This window comes from Streptomyces hypolithicus (genome assembly GCF_052934925.1).
The window spans coordinates 38314-53126 of sequence record NZ_CM128811.1 but is presented as its reverse complement, the minus strand read 5'-3'; the positions used below and the strand labels follow the sequence as shown (position 1 = coordinate 53126).

20 protein-coding genes and 4 pseudogenes are annotated in these 14813 nt (G+C 69.5%); 9 read left to right on the top strand and 15 right to left on the bottom strand.

What is annotated here, in order from left to right; translation table 11 throughout:
- The first annotated feature begins 45 nt into the window (after window positions 1-45).
- Window positions 46-276, top strand: a complete 231-nt coding sequence (locus ACU6WZ_RS00315; RefSeq protein WP_447031074.1) for an XRE family transcriptional regulator — start codon at window positions 46-48, stop codon at window positions 274-276.
- 3 nt (window positions 277-279) lie between these two features.
- Here ACU6WZ_RS00315 and ACU6WZ_RS00310 read toward each other — a convergent pair whose 3' ends face one another.
- Window positions 280-663: an ATP-binding protein gene (locus tag ACU6WZ_RS00310; RefSeq protein ID WP_447031073.1), complete on the bottom strand. Its 384-nt coding sequence runs from the start codon at window positions 661-663 to the stop codon at window positions 280-282.
- A gap of 292 nt (window positions 664-955) precedes the next feature.
- On the opposite strand from ACU6WZ_RS00310, the gene ACU6WZ_RS00305 reads away from it, so the two are divergent.
- Entirely contained in the window at window positions 956-1111 is a 156-nt protein-coding gene (locus ACU6WZ_RS00305; RefSeq protein ID WP_447031071.1) for a DUF6131 family protein, read from the top strand.
- A gap of 55 nt (window positions 1112-1166) precedes the next feature.
- On the opposite strand, the gene ACU6WZ_RS00300 is transcribed toward ACU6WZ_RS00305, so the two are convergent.
- Window positions 1167-1589: a DUF6003 family protein gene (locus ACU6WZ_RS00300; protein WP_447031070.1), complete on the bottom strand. Its 423-nt coding sequence runs from the start codon at window positions 1587-1589 to the stop codon at window positions 1167-1169.
- 319 nt (window positions 1590-1908) lie between these two features.
- On the opposite strand from ACU6WZ_RS00300, the gene ACU6WZ_RS00295 reads away from it, so the two are divergent.
- Window positions 1909-2397: an Asp23/Gls24 family envelope stress response protein gene (locus ACU6WZ_RS00295; protein ID WP_447031068.1), complete on the top strand. Its 489-nt coding sequence runs from the start codon at window positions 1909-1911 to the stop codon at window positions 2395-2397.
- A 25-nt stretch (window positions 2398-2422) separates the two neighbouring features.
- Here the strand turns inward: ACU6WZ_RS00295 and ACU6WZ_RS00290 are convergent, their stop codons facing one another.
- The 3 genes from ACU6WZ_RS00290 to ACU6WZ_RS00280 all read right to left on the bottom strand — a co-directional run bounded on the left by ACU6WZ_RS00290 (window position 2423) and on the right by ACU6WZ_RS00280 (window position 4105).
- On the bottom strand, window positions 2423-2791 hold the full coding sequence (locus ACU6WZ_RS00290) for a hypothetical protein (protein WP_447031066.1): 369 nt from the start codon (window positions 2789-2791) through the stop codon (window positions 2423-2425).
- Window positions 2792-2858: 67 nt separating this feature from the next.
- Window positions 2859-3284: an STAS domain-containing protein gene (locus ACU6WZ_RS00285; protein WP_447031065.1), complete on the bottom strand. Its 426-nt coding sequence runs from the start codon at window positions 3282-3284 to the stop codon at window positions 2859-2861.
- A 197-nt stretch (window positions 3285-3481) separates the two neighbouring features.
- Window positions 3482-4105: a hypothetical protein gene (locus ACU6WZ_RS00280; protein ID WP_447031064.1), complete on the bottom strand. Its 624-nt coding sequence runs from the start codon at window positions 4103-4105 to the stop codon at window positions 3482-3484.
- Window positions 4106-4393: 288 nt separating this feature from the next.
- Between ACU6WZ_RS00280 and ACU6WZ_RS00275 the strand changes: the two genes are divergently transcribed.
- Both ACU6WZ_RS00275 and ACU6WZ_RS00270 read left to right on the top strand, forming a co-directional pair.
- Window positions 4394-4579 carry a hypothetical protein gene (locus ACU6WZ_RS00275; RefSeq protein WP_447034334.1) on the top strand — a complete coding sequence of 62 codons (186 nt, stop codon included), beginning with the start codon at window positions 4394-4396 and terminating at the stop codon, window positions 4577-4579.
- Window positions 4580-4889: 310 nt separating this feature from the next.
- Complete coding sequence (locus ACU6WZ_RS00270) at window positions 4890-5441, top strand: hypothetical protein (RefSeq protein ID WP_447031063.1); 552 nt, start codon at window positions 4890-4892, stop codon at window positions 5439-5441.
- Window positions 5442-5476: 35 nt separating this feature from the next.
- On the opposite strand, the gene ACU6WZ_RS00265 is transcribed toward ACU6WZ_RS00270, so the two are convergent.
- Window positions 5477-5722 carry a hypothetical protein gene (locus ACU6WZ_RS00265; RefSeq protein WP_447031062.1) on the bottom strand — a complete coding sequence of 82 codons (246 nt, stop codon included), beginning with the start codon at window positions 5720-5722 and terminating at the stop codon, window positions 5477-5479.
- Window positions 5706-5957 carry a DUF6400 family protein gene (locus tag ACU6WZ_RS00260; RefSeq protein ID WP_447031061.1) on the bottom strand — a complete coding sequence of 84 codons (252 nt, stop codon included), beginning with the start codon at window positions 5955-5957 and terminating at the stop codon, window positions 5706-5708. Before ACU6WZ_RS00260 ends, ACU6WZ_RS00265 begins: the two co-directional genes overlap by 17 nt.
- Before the next feature lie 346 nt (window positions 5958-6303).
- On the opposite strand from ACU6WZ_RS00260, the gene ACU6WZ_RS00255 reads away from it, so the two are divergent.
- Window positions 6304-6588, top strand: a complete 285-nt coding sequence (locus ACU6WZ_RS00255) for a DUF1266 domain-containing protein (protein ID WP_447031060.1) — start codon at window positions 6304-6306, stop codon at window positions 6586-6588.
- Window positions 6589-6735: 147 nt separating this feature from the next.
- Here ACU6WZ_RS00255 and ACU6WZ_RS00250 read toward each other — a convergent pair whose 3' ends face one another.
- The 4 genes and pseudogenes from ACU6WZ_RS00250 to ACU6WZ_RS00235 form a co-directional block, all read right to left on the bottom strand.
- Entirely contained in the window at window positions 6736-7404 is a 669-nt protein-coding gene (locus ACU6WZ_RS00250) for a nucleotidyl transferase AbiEii/AbiGii toxin family protein (protein ID WP_447031058.1), read from the bottom strand.
- Window positions 7401-7748, bottom strand: a complete 348-nt coding sequence (locus ACU6WZ_RS00245; RefSeq protein ID WP_447031057.1) for a transcriptional regulator — start codon at window positions 7746-7748, stop codon at window positions 7401-7403. Before ACU6WZ_RS00245 ends, ACU6WZ_RS00250 begins: the two co-directional genes overlap by 4 nt.
- A gap of 318 nt (window positions 7749-8066) precedes the next feature.
- Window positions 8067-9734 (bottom strand): IS1182 family transposase, encoded by a 1668-nt coding sequence (locus ACU6WZ_RS00240; protein WP_447030939.1) that lies wholly within the window; start codon window positions 9732-9734, stop codon window positions 8067-8069.
- A 98-nt stretch (window positions 9735-9832) separates the two neighbouring features.
- Window positions 9833-10285, bottom strand: a pseudogene (locus ACU6WZ_RS00235) (aldo/keto reductase); the annotation flags it as partial.
- Window positions 10286-10350: 65 nt separating this feature from the next.
- Between ACU6WZ_RS00235 and ACU6WZ_RS00230 the strand changes: the two are divergent.
- Entirely contained in the window at window positions 10351-10974 is a 624-nt protein-coding gene (locus tag ACU6WZ_RS00230) for a hypothetical protein (RefSeq protein ID WP_447028587.1), read from the top strand.
- On the opposite strand, the gene ACU6WZ_RS00225 is transcribed toward ACU6WZ_RS00230, so the two are convergent.
- The 3 genes and pseudogenes from ACU6WZ_RS00225 to ACU6WZ_RS00215 all read right to left on the bottom strand — a co-directional run bounded on the left by ACU6WZ_RS00225 (window position 10934) and on the right by ACU6WZ_RS00215 (window position 12791).
- Window positions 10934-11875 carry an IS5 family transposase gene (locus tag ACU6WZ_RS00225; protein ID WP_447028586.1) on the bottom strand — a complete coding sequence of 314 codons (942 nt, stop codon included), beginning with the start codon at window positions 11873-11875 and terminating at the stop codon, window positions 10934-10936. The two genes, ACU6WZ_RS00230 and ACU6WZ_RS00225, sit on opposite strands and share 41 nt — an antisense overlap.
- Window positions 11876-11965: 90 nt before the next feature.
- A pseudogene (locus ACU6WZ_RS00220) lies at window positions 11966-12382 on the bottom strand (aldo/keto reductase); the annotation flags it as partial.
- Between the two features lie 79 nt (window positions 12383-12461).
- Window positions 12462-12791, bottom strand: a pseudogene (locus ACU6WZ_RS00215) (deoxyxylulose-5-phosphate synthase).
- A gap of 185 nt (window positions 12792-12976) precedes the next feature.
- On the opposite strand from ACU6WZ_RS00215, the gene ACU6WZ_RS00210 reads away from it, so the two are divergent.
- A complete protein-coding gene (locus tag ACU6WZ_RS00210; protein ID WP_447031056.1) occupies window positions 12977-13105 on the top strand; it encodes a response regulator in 129 nt (42 codons plus the stop codon).
- 142 nt (window positions 13106-13247) lie between these two features.
- On the opposite strand, the gene ACU6WZ_RS00205 is transcribed toward ACU6WZ_RS00210, so the two are convergent.
- Window positions 13248-14411: an IS701 family transposase gene (locus ACU6WZ_RS00205; protein WP_185302568.1), complete on the bottom strand. Its 1164-nt coding sequence runs from the start codon at window positions 14409-14411 to the stop codon at window positions 13248-13250.
- 85 nt (window positions 14412-14496) lie between these two features.
- Between ACU6WZ_RS00205 and ACU6WZ_RS00200 the strand changes: the two are divergent.
- Window positions 14497-14776 (top strand): annotated as a pseudogene (locus tag ACU6WZ_RS00200) (response regulator); the annotation flags it as partial.
- Between the last annotated feature and the right edge of the window lie 37 nt (window positions 14777-14813).

Genomic DNA, 14813 nt, shown 5'->3' with positions numbered 1-14813 from the left:
GCAGCCGTGCAGCATGACTCGGCCGATGCGGGGAATCCGACGGGTATGGCCGATCTCGGAGAGCTCCTGCGAAACACGATGCGCCGCCGCCACTTGACCGCCCAGGCCCTCGCGGACCGGACCGGCATCCGTACCCCGCGCATCAGGGTGTTCGCCGAGGACGGCGCGCTGGGCCCCATTGCCCCCACCGAGCAGGAGCTGGCCGAGCTGGCGGCCGCGCTGGCCCTGCCGCTGTCCGTCGTCCTGGACGCCGCGCACGCCGGCGCATCGGCCTGACGCTCAGCGTGCCAGCGTGGCCTGGATGAGCTTGCCTCCGCGAGTGGTGGGGTGGACGGTGACGCTGCGCGCCAGGCGCTGGACCATCGGCCAGCCGAATCCACCGGCGCCGCCCGTCAGGTCCGGGGTGCGGTCCTGGGGATGCGCGGGGCTCGGGTCTTCGACGCGGACCTGAATGCTCCGCCGGTCGGCGCTGACGCGGACCGCCGGCACAGCACCCGCGTGCCGCAGGGCGTTGGTGACGAGTTCGGACACCAGGACGAGCAGGCTCTGTGCGGTTTCGACCGCCGGGGCCGGGTCCAGGCGGGCCAGGAAGGCGGCCGCGGTGTCCCGCGCCTGTGAAGCACGTTCCGGCCGACAGGTGAGCTGGACGACCTGACGTTGCATAGGATCGTGGACCAAATTCCGCTGGGCCATGTGTTTCACCCCGTCAAGTCGGTACTCGTGGTCAGGCTTCTCTACGAGTCCGCTTACCCGGCTTCCCAGGTCCGAAAAGTGGAGCCCGTCTTTTGGGGGAAGGATTTTCGGAGGAGGGAGCTGATAGATCGCCGGGCCCCGAAGTCACGGAAATGGCGCCCCCAGCTACACAAAGACGCGAGGGATTGCGATGGGTTTGCTCTTGCCGTTCGGCGGGGAGATGCTAAGCAGGTAGGACTGGTGCTCGAGATCGGAGGAAACCGTGATCACTCTCGGGATCATTCTGCTAATCGTGGGCTTCATCGCGAACATCGCGATTCTGTGGACCATCGGCATCATTCTCGTCGTCATCGGAGCCGCGTTCTGGCTTCTCGGCTCCATGGGCCGCGCAGTCGGCGGACGCAAGCACTACTGGTAGCGCCCACCGCCCGAGCAGCGCTCCGTAGCGGTGAGCGGCCCGGCCCGGACAACCCCTACTGGGTGAGACGCACGATCGCCTGAGGGTCCAGGCCGGTGAGGCGAGCGATGTGCGCCTGCGGTACGCCGGCGGACAGGGCCCGGTGTACGAGCGCTGCCCAGTCCTGTGTCGTGTCCCGGAACTCCAGCAGCTCGGCCTCCACATCCCGGACCGCTTGCGGCGCACACTCCTGCTGCACGCGCACCGCCTCCTCCTCGCTCAGTGGGACGGGGAGGCGTTCGGCGTCCTGCGGCACGAGCGTCTCCGCGTCCGCCGGCACGATCCTGACGTACTCCGACAGCACTTCAGCGCCATGCGCATGGAGCCACGCCCGCACGGCCGATGTCTCCGTGCACTCCAGTGGGCCCGCGGCGGCCAGGGCGGCCCCGACTCGTACATGGCGGTCGGGGAGCAGGAACAGCAGGGCGTCGTCAGCCATCGTGCGACATCACTTTCTCGATCGGACGTGAGGGCGTCCTGATGCTAGCGCCCCCGGGGACGACGTCTTCACCGCAGCACCAGCAAGTGCGCCCGTCGCCGCCCGCCTTGGGCTCGGCCCTGCCGCGAGGAGCGGCCCGGCCGTTCCGCAGGCTCTCGGACGGCCATTTCCCCGCAAGCCTGTCATGCTGGAAATCAGCGGCGCGGCGGCGGCGAGGAATCCCGGCCCCGGACCCGCCACCCTCTGCGTAACGGCCACGGCCGATCATCCGCAGGGCCCCGTCCTCAGAGGCCTACCCGATACGAGGAGGTGGCTTCCTATGACGGAAGCGACCAACGCAGCCAAGAACGCACAAGGACAGCAGGGGGCGCAAGGGGCGGTGGCCAAATCGGGCTCGCCCACCCCCGCTGCGGACCGTGGCAAGACAACTGTCGCCGACGGTGTGGTGGAGAAGATCGCCGGAATGGCGGCGCGAGAAGTCCCGGACATTCACTCGCTGGGAGGCAGCCTCGGCCGCACCATGGGCGCGGCACGAGGCATGCTCCCCGGTGGCCGTACGAGCGTGGGCCGGGGCGTCACCGTCGAGGTGGGCGAACGCCAGACCGCCGTGGATCTCGCGGTCGTCGTCGAGTACGGGGCGGCCATAACCGACGTCGCCTCCGACGTCAGGGAGAACGTCGTCGCGGCGGTGGAACGCATGACAGGCCTCGAAGTGGTCGAGGTGAACATCGCCGTCAACGACGTTCACCTGCCCGACGAGGAAGACGACCGGGACGAGGACGAGAGCCGCGCCGGACGAGTGCGATAACCGATAACCGATAACGGCCCTCAGGTCAGGGCGCCTCGTCGCTGTGCCCGCACACCCACGCCAGCGCATCGTGGACTCCGCGGCTGTGGTCGCGCGGACCCGGGTGACCGGCGGGGTCCTCCATCTGCACCACCGCGGCGTCCACCTCGGCCGTCAGGACATGCAGATCGGGGACGCTCCTGCCTCCCGATGTGCCGCTCGCGCCGGTCACCGGCGAGCGCTCCACCTGGCCCAGAGCCCACCGGTAGGCCGCTGACGCGCCACTGGAGAACGGTTGCGCCCGGCGCTCCGGCGCCGCCGCCTCCAGCCGCTGGCGGGCAAGCTCTACGTCGGCGTAGCCCCGGGTCCCCACCCGGGGCCTCTCGCCTTGATGCGTACTGCGATACGTGGTCATACCGGCACGCCTACCCGTCGCCGTCGTGGTGATGCCCGTCGACCGCCAAGGCGCGCCCACCCTCATGTCACGTCGGCGCACCCCACCGGGCCTGATGCACGCGCCGCGAGGTACCGGGCGATGCCTGGCCCACCACATGCCGGGCGGGCCGACCGCAGAACGCCTGCCCGGCCGTCGCGGCGCGCAGAAGCCGCTGGACGGCGGGCGAGCGCGCCGTCAGGTGCAGGCGACGGCCGTTGCGCGGCCACCACCGCATCAGGTTGAGGAATCCGGAATCGCAGAAGCTGACCCTGGAGCTGTCCAACACCAGGTCGGTGTAGCCGTTGGCGGCCGCTGAGGCGAGTATCACCCGCAGCGGTCCCGCGCTGAAGTGGTCGATCTCGCCCGCGAGTTGCACGATGAGTGTCGTCTCACCGAGATTGGTGCAGGAGTGGACGACTACGTCGCTGGGCATGGTGTCCGCGTCGGTGGTGTGCGCGGTGGTGTCGGCCATTATCGGGCTGGTGCTTGAAGTACTCACATCCCCATCAACGGCCTTCGCCGTGGCTCAGGGAACGAGCCACGCGGTTCTTTCACCCCTTGTGACCAGTGCGGATCCCCGTCGGAGGGAAGTTTTCCACTCGGATGAGGCAACGAACGCACCCACCGGCCGCACACCCCCGCACTGCTTCCCCGCCAACAACCTGATGATCAGTTGGAGGACGCCTGGTAGAGGCCACGCCCCGCCCGTTGTGCCCGGGAGGTGCCGACCAGGCGGTCCAGTGTGCTGCGTACGGCATTGATGCTGCCCGCCGAGGAGTCGCGCCCCAGCGCCTGCGCCACGTCGCGAGCCCGCACGGGGCTCTTCCCCGACTTGGACAGCACCGCCATGATCTGCTCGGTGAGCCCGCTGCCTTCCGGAGCCGGCGCGCTGTCCGCCGCCTTTGTCGCTGCTCCGCTCTTCGCGGCCTTCGGGGCGGTCTTCCCGGCAGGCCGGCGCGACTGCTTGCGTGCCGCCTTGCCCGGCGCTGTCCGAGGAGCCTTCCCCTGCGCCGCGGCCTTGGGGCCGGTGACGACTTCGGCTTCGGTGCTCGCGGACGGCGCGGGCTTGTTCTCCGGCTCCCCCTGCGCAGGGGCGGCGGGCTCGCGCACCTGGGGAGCGAGGGACAGGGCCTGCAGCGCGCTCAGGGCGGTGCGCACGGACTCCAACCGCTCGCTGACAGCAGCGAGTTCCTCCTCGAGCGACTTCTGGTGCTCTTCCAGGCGCGGCAGTTCCGCCCGCAGGAGTGCTGTGGTGCTGGTGACGCTGGCCGGTGTGCCGGTTGATGAAGTCATCGGGTCGCCCTTTCGTGCTCGGCTGTTGCTGTTGCCGCATGATCGGCGACTGCTGTGATGCAGCCTAAGGGCTGGTGTGTCGCCCAGAACAGCCCGGTAGGTGTCTGCCCCCACGGAGCGCAGCGGCACGCGCGCTGTGTACGCCCGTGTGACCAGGTGCCGTGTGACCAGGTGCCGTACCGGCTATGCCGTGGCCGCCGTCAGCACGACCTCGAGCGGCATCAGGGACTCCCGTCCCGTCACCCGTATCCTGGCGAGGACGTGCTACCGGGCGCGAGTGGGTCTTCGATGTCGGTAGTGCTGCTGGTGCCCGCGGCGATGACCCTGCTCGGCAAGTGGGCGTGGTGGACCCCGCGCCTGCTGGACCGGCTACTGCCCCACGTGGATGCCGACGGTGTGGATGCGGAGGAGTACCTGAGCCCCGTTTCGCGGAGCGCCGTACTGCCCGGGCGTCGCGGCGGCCGGCCGTTTTGAGGAGGTTCCCCAGGTCGTCGGTGTACCACGCGAGCCGCTCGCCGTGTGTTTGAGGGTCTTCCGCGGCGAGTTCGCGAACCAGTTTCACAGCCCGTTCCATGGTCTCGACTGCCTCCGCGAGCCGTCCCCCACCTCAACCGTGAGCACGCGACGGCAGACGGTCTGGCGTACTCGGAGGAGGCTCTGGCCATCGACCGGCGGCTCGCTGACGCCGATCCCGTGGCCCACGAGCGCGCTACCTGGACGAGTTGAAGCAGTACGGGTGGGAAACGCACGGCGGAGGGACGGCGTCCCGGTACCGTACGGGCCGGTGCGGGAGCTGGCGTTCACCGGACCCGGCGAAGTCGTCGCCTGCGCCATGAACGGCGGACTCAGCCGCTGGCGCAGCGCGCCGCACGAGGCCCTGACTCTGGCGGCTGTCGGCAAGGCCCCGCGCCTGAGCAGCCTGTGCGCCATTGCGGCCTGGGGCGTCCTGGCCGGCTACGCGGGCAGCGAGGGCCGGCACTACTTCTTCGACCCGGTCACACTCCATGCAGCCGACGCCCCACGCCCGTTGACGGAGGCGGGCCACCAACCGGAGGCCGTCCGCACCGTCGCTGCCTCCGCCGACGGCCGGTTCGCCGCCGTCGGGGCGCACGCCGAAGCGGGCGGTTTCATTCTCACCGTCCACGACTTCCATCACCCGCTGGCCCGGTTGCTGAGCCCGGTGGGGTCCCTGACAGGAGACGATTTCGAGGCAATCGGACGGGCCGCCGAGACCTTCCGGCACGGCACGCAGGAACGCGAGGCGCTGGAACTGTTGCGAGACGCGGGCGCACAGCGGCCGGGTGCCCAGGAGTCCCGGAGCGGCGCCGGCCGGTGACATCAGGCGAAGGCCGAGTGCTCAGCGGCCGATGGTCAGGGGGAGGGGGGGCCGTCGTCGCGGCAGGTGACGCCGGGCCGGGTGTTCAGTGACCACAGGTGTGTGCATCCCGGGCACTGAAGGTGAACGATCGGTCCCCGGTTGGAGATCAGATAGCGCCAGTGTTCACCGCAGTTACGGCGATCGGCGCAGGTAACGCAATGGCGGGCGTCGTCGCAGACGGGGCAGGCCACCCAGGCGCGGCGGGCGGGATCCGCCTGTGGATCAATGGGCATCCGCACGGCCCGGCTCCTTCCCCGGCAGGACACCGGCGGCTATCAGCAAGTCGTACGTGCGCTGCTGCTCGGCGTCCAGCCCCGAGTAGAGCAGTGCGTACGCCTCGTCCTCCCCTTGGAGAGCGGCCACCGGGTCCCAGTCGCACCCGAGTGCGGCCACGACCTCGGCCCGTCGCCGGGCTTCCTCGAAGGTCAGGTCGATCGTGAAGGGCCTGAGAGGGCTGGCATCGTGCTGATTCATGGCGACACTTCCGATGTGCTGGTGGAATCCCACATCTCTACCAGGCGACCGCAGAGACAGGGAAGGGTGACCTAAGTCGCCCCGGACCGGCGCTGTAGCCGACCCATCGACGGGGTCCCGCTCGAACAGCGGACAGGGGTGGGCCGTTGCCCGCACCAGCCCCCGAACGGCAGACACGCCCCGCTCACGGCACTGTGACGTACTTCATGACCCCGCTCCGCAGGACGACTGGGACTCCGGTCTTGTCGCCGACCACCCAGTTCTTGGGCATCCCCGCCCTGATTCGCTAGGCCTGCCGTACGACCTGCCGTACGGCACCCCCGGACCCGTTTCGTGAGATCGCAATGTGACAACGGGGGCAGGTACCAGCTGGGCGCCGCCGACAGCTACCGAGCGGCTGCTGCACGAGTCGGCAGCGCGCGAGGACGGGGAAGGGGTAATCGACGCGCTGTCCCACTGCCGGTTCTATCGGCTCGTCGCTCGTGGGAGGCCTTCTCCGCGGCGACGCCTGGGCAGGGTGCTGCGCTTCGACGACGAGGAGCACGGCTCGTTCTACGAGCAGAACGTCGTTGCGCACCGTCTCCTGACGGAAAACGAGGGCAGCCCGTGGCGGAACATGCCCTGGCGCTGAGCCCAGCGCAGGGCGCAGCCGGGCGGAGCGCGCGGTGGACCCCGGGGGAACCGTCGCTGCGCGTACGCCCGCGAAGCACGCCACCACGCCACGCCCCGCTGTCACCGCTGCACCGTCACCATCGGGACCGGCCCCGCCCCGGGTGGGTCAGTCTTCGGGGTCCTGTGACTCCGCAAGCCGTTCGCCGATGTCGTCCGCCCATGACTGCGCCCAGCGGCGCAGCGCTTCGATGTCCGCCTCGCCCAGCCCGTACGCGGCGAACTCCAGGTCGTCGATCCAGTCCGCCCCGGTGAGGCGGGCCTGGAGGTCCGTGAGGTCGAAGACGTCGCGGGCATGGCGGCGGCCGAGTTCCTCCAGTTCGACGTGACTCCACCGGTCCGCGGCAGCGCGCACGTCGATCAGGTCCCGGGCGAGTCCTCGGTCGGCCAGGGCCCGTACCTTGGTGCCGACGACGTCCTCGAGGGAGAGCACCAGGCCGTGCTCGGTCTGCACGGGCGGCCGCCACAGGGCTTCCTTGAGGAGGTCGACCTCGCACTCCTCCCGGGTGGTCACATCCGTGACGATGAGCCGCGCGGACAGCGCGTCGGTCTCCACCGCCCGTACGAGCCACCCTCGCTGTTCCAGGCCCGCGCGCACGGCTTCGGCGATGGTCTCCATCCGCTCCGGGTGCTCGGTGGCCAGATCCAGGTCCTGGCTGAGCCGGTCGACCAGGCCGTGCGCCTGCACGGCGTAGCCACCGGCGAGCGCCAGCGGATAGTCCCCGCCGACCGCGAGTACGTCCGCGAGAAGTCGGCGGTGCAGCTCGGTGAGGTTCACGCAGCCGCCCGGCTGCCCGGAGCCAGCTCGTCGAAGGCGCCCTCCCAGACGTCCCGGACATCGCGGCTGACCAGCGTGCACAGGACCGGCCACAGGCCGATGAGCAGATCCCGGTTGAGGTAGCGCACCAAGTCGTCGTGCATCCCCTCGGCGAGGATGATCCGGTAGCAGCTCATCCGCAGTCTCGGCCGGTCCAGATCGAACTCCGTCAGACCGGACCACGCCAGGTGCACGGGCAGGCGGACGATGCCGTCCTCCGGCCCGTCGAGCGCGGAGAGCCCGGCCGGCAGGCGACGGGCGAGCTTGCTGCGGCGGAGCTCGGAGATGCTGGGCGTGGAGACCATGACCCGATTATTCCGCACAAGCCTCCGGCGAACACGGACCGGTCGCCGGCCGTCGGCCTTGATCGCAACGGAGTCTGCGGTGACCTGCGGTGAGGGGCGCGCCCGTGGTGCCGCGTCCGAAGAGGCGGCGGGCGTCGACCGTCCGGCTCGCTGACCCCGGCAGGCGAGGTCCTGGCCACGCGGCCGATGTCGCGGCGTTGCTGTCACTGTCCGCTTACAACCACTGCGCCGCCACGGCGACCGGCCAGGCCGCCCGCCCCCTTCGCCGACCACGTCCCAGCCTATGAGGGACTCTGTCGGGAATCTTGAGTTCCGGGGTCATTTGCCTTGCCGCCACCACAGGGGTCGGGGCAGGCCGCGTGCGTCGAGGTACTGCTGGAATGCCGTGGGTGGGCGAGGCCGGTGGGTGGAGTCGGCGGGCTCTTGGAGGCTCAGCCGTTCGACGTTGATCGCGAGTGCGGTCAGGACGTGCTGGACGTGCGTCTTGGCCAGGCCGCGGTAGCGGCACCGGCGTCCTCGATGGCCGTGCGCGAACTCCTCGATGGTGCCCTCGACCCCGGAGCGCAGTCCGTAGAGCCTGCGCCAGTCGGCATCCTGTTGATCGGCGCGGTTCTTGGCCTGGAGTTCGTGCAGGCGGCGGGTCGGGAAGTACAGACTGCGAAACGGGCCCGGGGTGCACGCGGTCTGCTCGGGGCAGCGGCCGCACTGGCGGGCGTCGAACCGGACCGTCACCGAGGTCGGCTCTGCCACCGGGAGGTCCTGCCAGTTGCCGCTGACCTGCCCGTTGGGGCAGGTGACTTCGCGTTGGTCAAAGTCGATGACGAAGTTCTCCCGGCCGAAGCCGTCCTTGGCCCGGTGCTGCGGGGAGGTGCTGGCGGGAAGCGGTCCGACCAGGGTGACGCGGTGGAGACGAGCGGCGGCGTCCATGCCGGCGACGGAGGTGTAGCCGCCGTCGACCAGGTGCTGCCCGGGCAGCAGGCGAAGCCTCCTGAGGCGGGCATGGATGCCGGGCAGCGCCTGGCTATCCGCGCTGGAGACGACGGTGGCCACGTCCGTGATGACGTTGACGCGCTCTTCGTCGCAGGTCTCGGTCACGTGCGTGAGGTAGCCGGTCCAGCGGGTGTCGCCGCGCCGCGTGAAGCGGGCCTCGGTCTCGTAGGGCGACTCGATCTGCACCCGGGAAGGCGGCTGGCCGTCGCGCTTGGTGCGCGGCCGGAACCGGCCGCGCCCGTCCAGCAGGAAGTGCTGGACCAGGATCGTTCGGAGCACCTGGGCCTGCACCGGGACGGCGCCGGCGGTGAAGCGGGCGTCAAGTCGCTGCAGCAGTTCGCCGGCGTCGGTGCCCACCTGCTCGAGCCGGGCGACGGGGTGGCTGGGCTGGGAGCACAGGCGCACCTGCCGACCGTAGCGTTCGGCCCACTCGGCGGTGACCAGTTCATCGAGCAGTTCCGGCGCGTCAAGGGCCACGTTCTCCAGGACGGCGCGGACCGCCTCGGTCACCAGCTCCAGGCGGGTCAGCTCCCGTGCGGCGGACAGGACGTAGGTGGAGTCGGTGCGCTGCTTGCCGCGCCCCTTGAGCAGGCCGGCCTGCCGGATCCGGGTGAGCGCGAGGCCCAGCAGCCGGTCGGCGCGGTCGCCTTCGGCGAGCCGGTCGCGGAAGTCGGACAGGACGCTGTGATGGAAGCCGGGGTCTTCCAGTTCCAGTCCGAGGGCGTATTTGAAGTCGATGCGGCAGCGCACCGCCTCGGCAGCCTGGCGGTCGGACAGGTTCATCGCGTACTGCAGCACGCAGACGGTGGCCAGTTGTGCGGGCGAGAGCCCGGGGCGGCCGTCACGGGAGTACCAGGCGGTGAAGTCCTCGTCGTTCCACAGGCCGTCGAGGCGGTCGCGGATCCACATCGCGGTGGTGCCGTGGGGGTTGCTGGCTCGGGCGACCCTCATAGTCAGCGGCGGGATCTCGGCTCCGGGGTGAGGGCGCAGGGACATGTCAGGCTCCTGGGGCACGTGGGCGGAACGTTCCAACGAGCCTGACGCAACATCACGATCGTTTACTGCCCGTCCTCAAGATTCCCGACAGAGTCGCTCTATGCCTGATCAGCCAGTCGGTTGAGACGGTCGCGGTGGGCCGGGGACAGGTGAAGCCGCGTTGCGTCGACGTTCTCTTCCAAGTGGTCGATCCGGGCGGTGCCCGGGATCGGGAGGATGACCGGAGAGTGGTCGAGGAGCCACGTGAGCGTGACCTGCGTGGCCGTGGCGCCGATCTCGGCCGCCACCGCGGCGATCTCGGCCGTCGCGCCTGACGCCCCTGCCGCGACAGGCCGCCACGGCAGGAACGCGATCCCCGCCGCCTCACAGGCTGCGAGCACGGGCTCGTGCTCACGGTCGAGCAGGTTGTAGCGGTTCTGCACGCTCGCGACGTCGATGATCTCCCGTGCCCGCTCGAGTTCGGTGACGGTCACCTCGGACAGCCCGATCCGGCCGACCTTGCCTTCCAACTGCAGCTCCCGCAGCGCGCCGAGCTGGTCGGCCAGAGGTGTCTCAGTGGCTGTTGTTCTTTCGAGTGTGATCGGCTGGTTTCTGCAGGTCAGGCATAGGTGCCCCGGTGGTGCGGCAGAACTGTTCCAGCATGTTGCTGCCGAGAGGGAGGATGTTGCCGATGCCGTCGGTGATGGGACTGTTGGAAGCCGAAGAACGTGCCGCTCGGCGGCGGGTGGAGGCGCTGCGTGAGCAGACGGACCGGCTGCTGGCTGAGTTGCACGAGTCCGAGACAGACTGGCAGGAGTTGGTCATCGCCCAGCAGCGGGTCGGCCGGGTCCTGGCCGGGCAGCATCAGGACGACGCTGCTGGCCCCGCCGGCGAACCGGTCGGGCAGGCGGTAGGAGAGCCTGAAGTTCCCGTCGTGGTGAGCGAGTTGGGCCCTTCGGCCGTCGTTGCCGCGCGGCCCGGATCGATCTTGCCGCCGTGGAGTCCTGGTGCCGATCCTGGAGCGCTCGCGGTGGACTACCAGCGCATTCTTGCCGTTCTGGCCGACGCCCGGCACCGCGGTGAGGAGCCCATGGCCTGTAAACAGATCGCTACCGCGATGGGCATCGAGCTGACACCGTCGAAGATCGAGGGAGTGGTGCGTTCCCGGGCACGCCGCCTGGCAGAGCGCGGCTGGCTGGCCCAGGCATCGGCGGGGAAGTTCACCCTGGCCGGCGGGCCAGCCGGCGCCGCATCAGCATGACCATCGACCAGTAGATCATCGTCTCGGACGAGTAGGTGCGCCGCTCGTAGTCACGGTCCAGGCGGCGGGTGCGGCACAGCCACGCGTTGGTGCGCTCCACTACCCAGCGGCGCGGCAGGATCTGGAAGCCTTCCGCGTCGTCACTGCGTTTGACGATCTCAAGGACCAGGCCGAGTACAGCCGCGCACCACGACACGAGGAAGCCGGTGTATCCGCCGTCGGCCCAGATCAGCCGGATGCGGTGGTGGCGTGCGCCGGCCTGTTGGATCAGGCGCTGGCCGGCGTCGCGGTCCCCGACATCGGCGCCGGTGACAGTGACGGCCAGCAGCATGCCGATGGTGTCGGTCAGCAGGTGGCGTTTGCGGCCGACCGTCTTCTTGTTGCCGTCGTAGCCGGAGGTGGCCGCTGGAACGGTGGGGGTGGAGCGGATGGTCTGCGAATCGATGATGGCGGCGGTCGGCTCGGGGTCGCGTCCGGCGTCCTCGCGTACTCGTGCGCGCAGCCGGTCGTGCAGCTCGATGGTCAGTCCGCGGTCCCGCCAACGGTGGAAGAAGGCGTAGACGCGGTCCCAGGGCGGGAAGTCGATGGGCATCGCACGCCATTTGATGCCGCCGTCCAGGAGGTAGAAGACGGCGTCGAGCATCTGGCGGTGGCAGTAGGACTCCGGGCGTCCGCGCCGGCTCTCCAGCCAGGCCGGGACGGGCATGGCCGCACGCAGGATCGCCCACTCGGCGTCGGTCGTATCGGAGGGATAGCGTGCTGCCCGGTCAGGGTGGTCGCCGGCGTTCCCGAACCGGTGGGCCAGGCAATCGCACCGCGACACGCCGGAGTTGGACGTCATGGCCGCGAGCGCGACAGACTGGAGCACCAGGGTCTCCTCCTGCTCGTTGGACTTCGACATCCCCGAGCTGTGCAGGAGACCCTGCTTTCATGCGCGGACCGCTAAATGATCATCCGAAGGTGGATCCGACTGGCATCCCCGTTCGACCGTCAAGCATCCCGACCGAATGAGCAACAGCCAGTCAGGGTCGATGCGGTGCAACTGGAGTAGCTCGATCCGCTCGACACGCAGCCGGCGCAGGGCCTGTTCGACCTGGTCGCGAAGGACCCCCGGCCGAGCGTCCAGACCCCATTCGCCCGTTGACACCGACCGTGCGACTCCGACCTTGGTGGTGATGAGCAGCCCGCCCGAGTACGGGTACAGGGCCTCAGCCAGGAGCTCCTCGTTGGCTCCCCCGCCGTACATGTGGGCGGTGTCGATCAGCGTGACACCCAGCTCGACGGCCCGCCGGGCGACCCCGAGAGAGGCCTCACGGTCGGGGCCCAACTCGGTCGGCAGGCGCATGGCTCCGAACCCGAGCCGTCCCACGCTCAGATCCCCACCGATACGAAACGTTGTCGATGTCATCTGCTGTCTTCGCTCCTCTCGCTCAAGACGCCTACGGGCCACTCGCAGCTCACGAACCCCGCCGGACTGTCGTGTCACGTCACGGCACATCGTGCCGTACGAGCGGCCTTGGCGACAGGCTCGCCGGTACGCCGTGCGTACGTCAGCCGCTCCCTCGCCTCGCGCAGAGTGCGGGGCCGGTATCCGGGTCCGCCACAGCAAGTCTTGTGGAAGCCGACGCCCGTGTTCAGCAGGGCGGAGAGCACCCGCCAGCCCGCCGTGTCCCGCCGCAGGGGCGGGGAGAAGGCCGACCCCGCATGGATCATCTGCCAGCCACAGCACGGCAGTTCCGATGCCTCTCCCGGTCGTACGGCTGCTTGTACGAGGCCCGGCAGGGCAGGCACACGTATGAGGTCTTCGCATGGGCCATGCCATCAGGGTAGGCATTACGTCGCGAGAGTTCGACGGGATTTCAGAAGGCGAGCCCAGGCCGGCGCGTGCATCCGTCGGGCAGCGTATGGGGCCGGGCGGTACCGTCGGCGGCTGCAGGTCGCCGACACTCCCGCGCGTTCAGCTCCGGTTCAGCGCCAGGGCGCCACAATCGGGGCATGCGGGGTGCTGGTCGTCGAGGATGAGGAGCGTTTCGCCGAAGGGCTGCGCAACGGCTTGGAGGCGGAGGGCTTCGCGGTGGACGTGGCCCTCGACGGCACGGACGGGCCGGTGGCGGCGCGGGAGCACACCTAATACTGCAACCGCATGTGTGGGTTTTGGCCTCGGCGTTGGTAGTGACAGCGGCGGGCTCGGGCCTGGCTGCGGCGTCGGAAGTGTGACCAGCGGAGACGGTGCTCGTTGTCGTGGCAGCGGGGCGTGATGACGACGTGCCCGATCATCCGGCGGATCTCCGGGACGCTGAGGGGTATGAGGTCTTGCTCGTCGTCTCGGCTGCCCCTTTTGTGGCTTCTGCGGCACGGGTGGCGGTCAGGTAGGCGAGGGCGGCCATCGCGAGGGTGATGTGCCGGTACCAGGCCCGGTAGAGACGAACTTGGTAGTGGTCCAGGCCGCATTCGCCCTTGGCGATCTGGAAGCATTCCTCCACCTGCCACCGTGCGCCAGCGGTTCTGACCAGGTCTTTCAGCCGGGAGGTGGCGGGGCCGTAGCAGACGTAGTAGGCGATCTCGGCGGGGTCGCTGATGCTGCGGCGGGCCAGGACCCAGTGCCCGAAGCCGTCCTGCCACTGCGGGCGGACAGCGATCCGGGCCCAGTCGTAGAACCGCTGACCGTGCGCGCCCGCTCCGGCGGAGATCCGCTTCCATCTCTGCCGGGGCACTGCGGTGATCAGGTCGCGCACCTCGGCGACCGCACCATCGGTGGTGGTCACGATGTCGTTGACCTTGGTGGCCAGTACATAGGCGACGTGCCGTTCCTCCAGCCAGGCCCGCATGTGTTTGACCTGGCCGTATGCCTCATCCGCAGTGACCCAGGCGAAGGGGACACGGGCGTCGATCACGCGTTGCAGCATCCACTTGAAATGCTCGATCTTCGTGGCGAAGGGCACCTCGTCACCGATCCCGGCCTGCCTGCACCGCTCGCGGTCATCGGTCCAGGAGGCGGGGACATACAGTTCCCGGTCGATCAGCGCCCGGCCTTTCACGGAGGCGTAGGCCAGGAACGTGCCGATCTGACAATTTTCCGTGCGGCCGGCCGTTCCGGAGTACTGCCGCTGGACACCGGCCGACTTGACGCCCTTCTTCAGGAAGCCGGTGTCGTCCCCGATCAGCACCGCGTCCTTGGCGCCGATCGTCTCGACGACGAAGTCACGCACGTCGTCACGGACGGCATTCTCGTCCCAGTCGGCGAAGTTCAGCAGCCGCTGGAAACCGTCGGGGCGACGCTGGCCAGCCTGCTCGGCCAGCGTCCACCCGTTTTTCTTCTCCAGCGGTGCGAGCAACGTACTCAGGTAGTCCAGCGCCCGCTCACGCGGCTCCGACCTGCCGAAACGGCCCGCAAAGCGAGCATGAAGATCGGCTATCCCCTCGGACCAGTTCTCGATCTGCGCGACCGTCAGCGATTCATCACACAGTCAGTCCAACGACCAAGACGGCGCCCTGTCACGCCACATGCGGTTGCAGTACTAAGACGTCATCGTCCTCGACATCATGCTGCCGGGCCTGAACGGCTACCGGGTCTGCGCGGCGCTGCGAGCCGAGGGCAACTGGACCCCGATCCTGATGCTGACCGTCAAGGAGGGGGGAGGGGGACGAGGTCGAGGGGCTGGACACCGGTGCCGACGACTATCTGACCAAACCCTTCTCGTACGCCGTGCTGCTGGCGCGGCTGCGGGCGCTGCTGCGCCGTGACCCCCGTGAGCGGCCCGCCGCGCTCACCGCCGGTGACCTGCGGCTCGACCCGGCGGCGAACGCCCGAACCGGGTCCGGTCCCGGCCGACCTCACC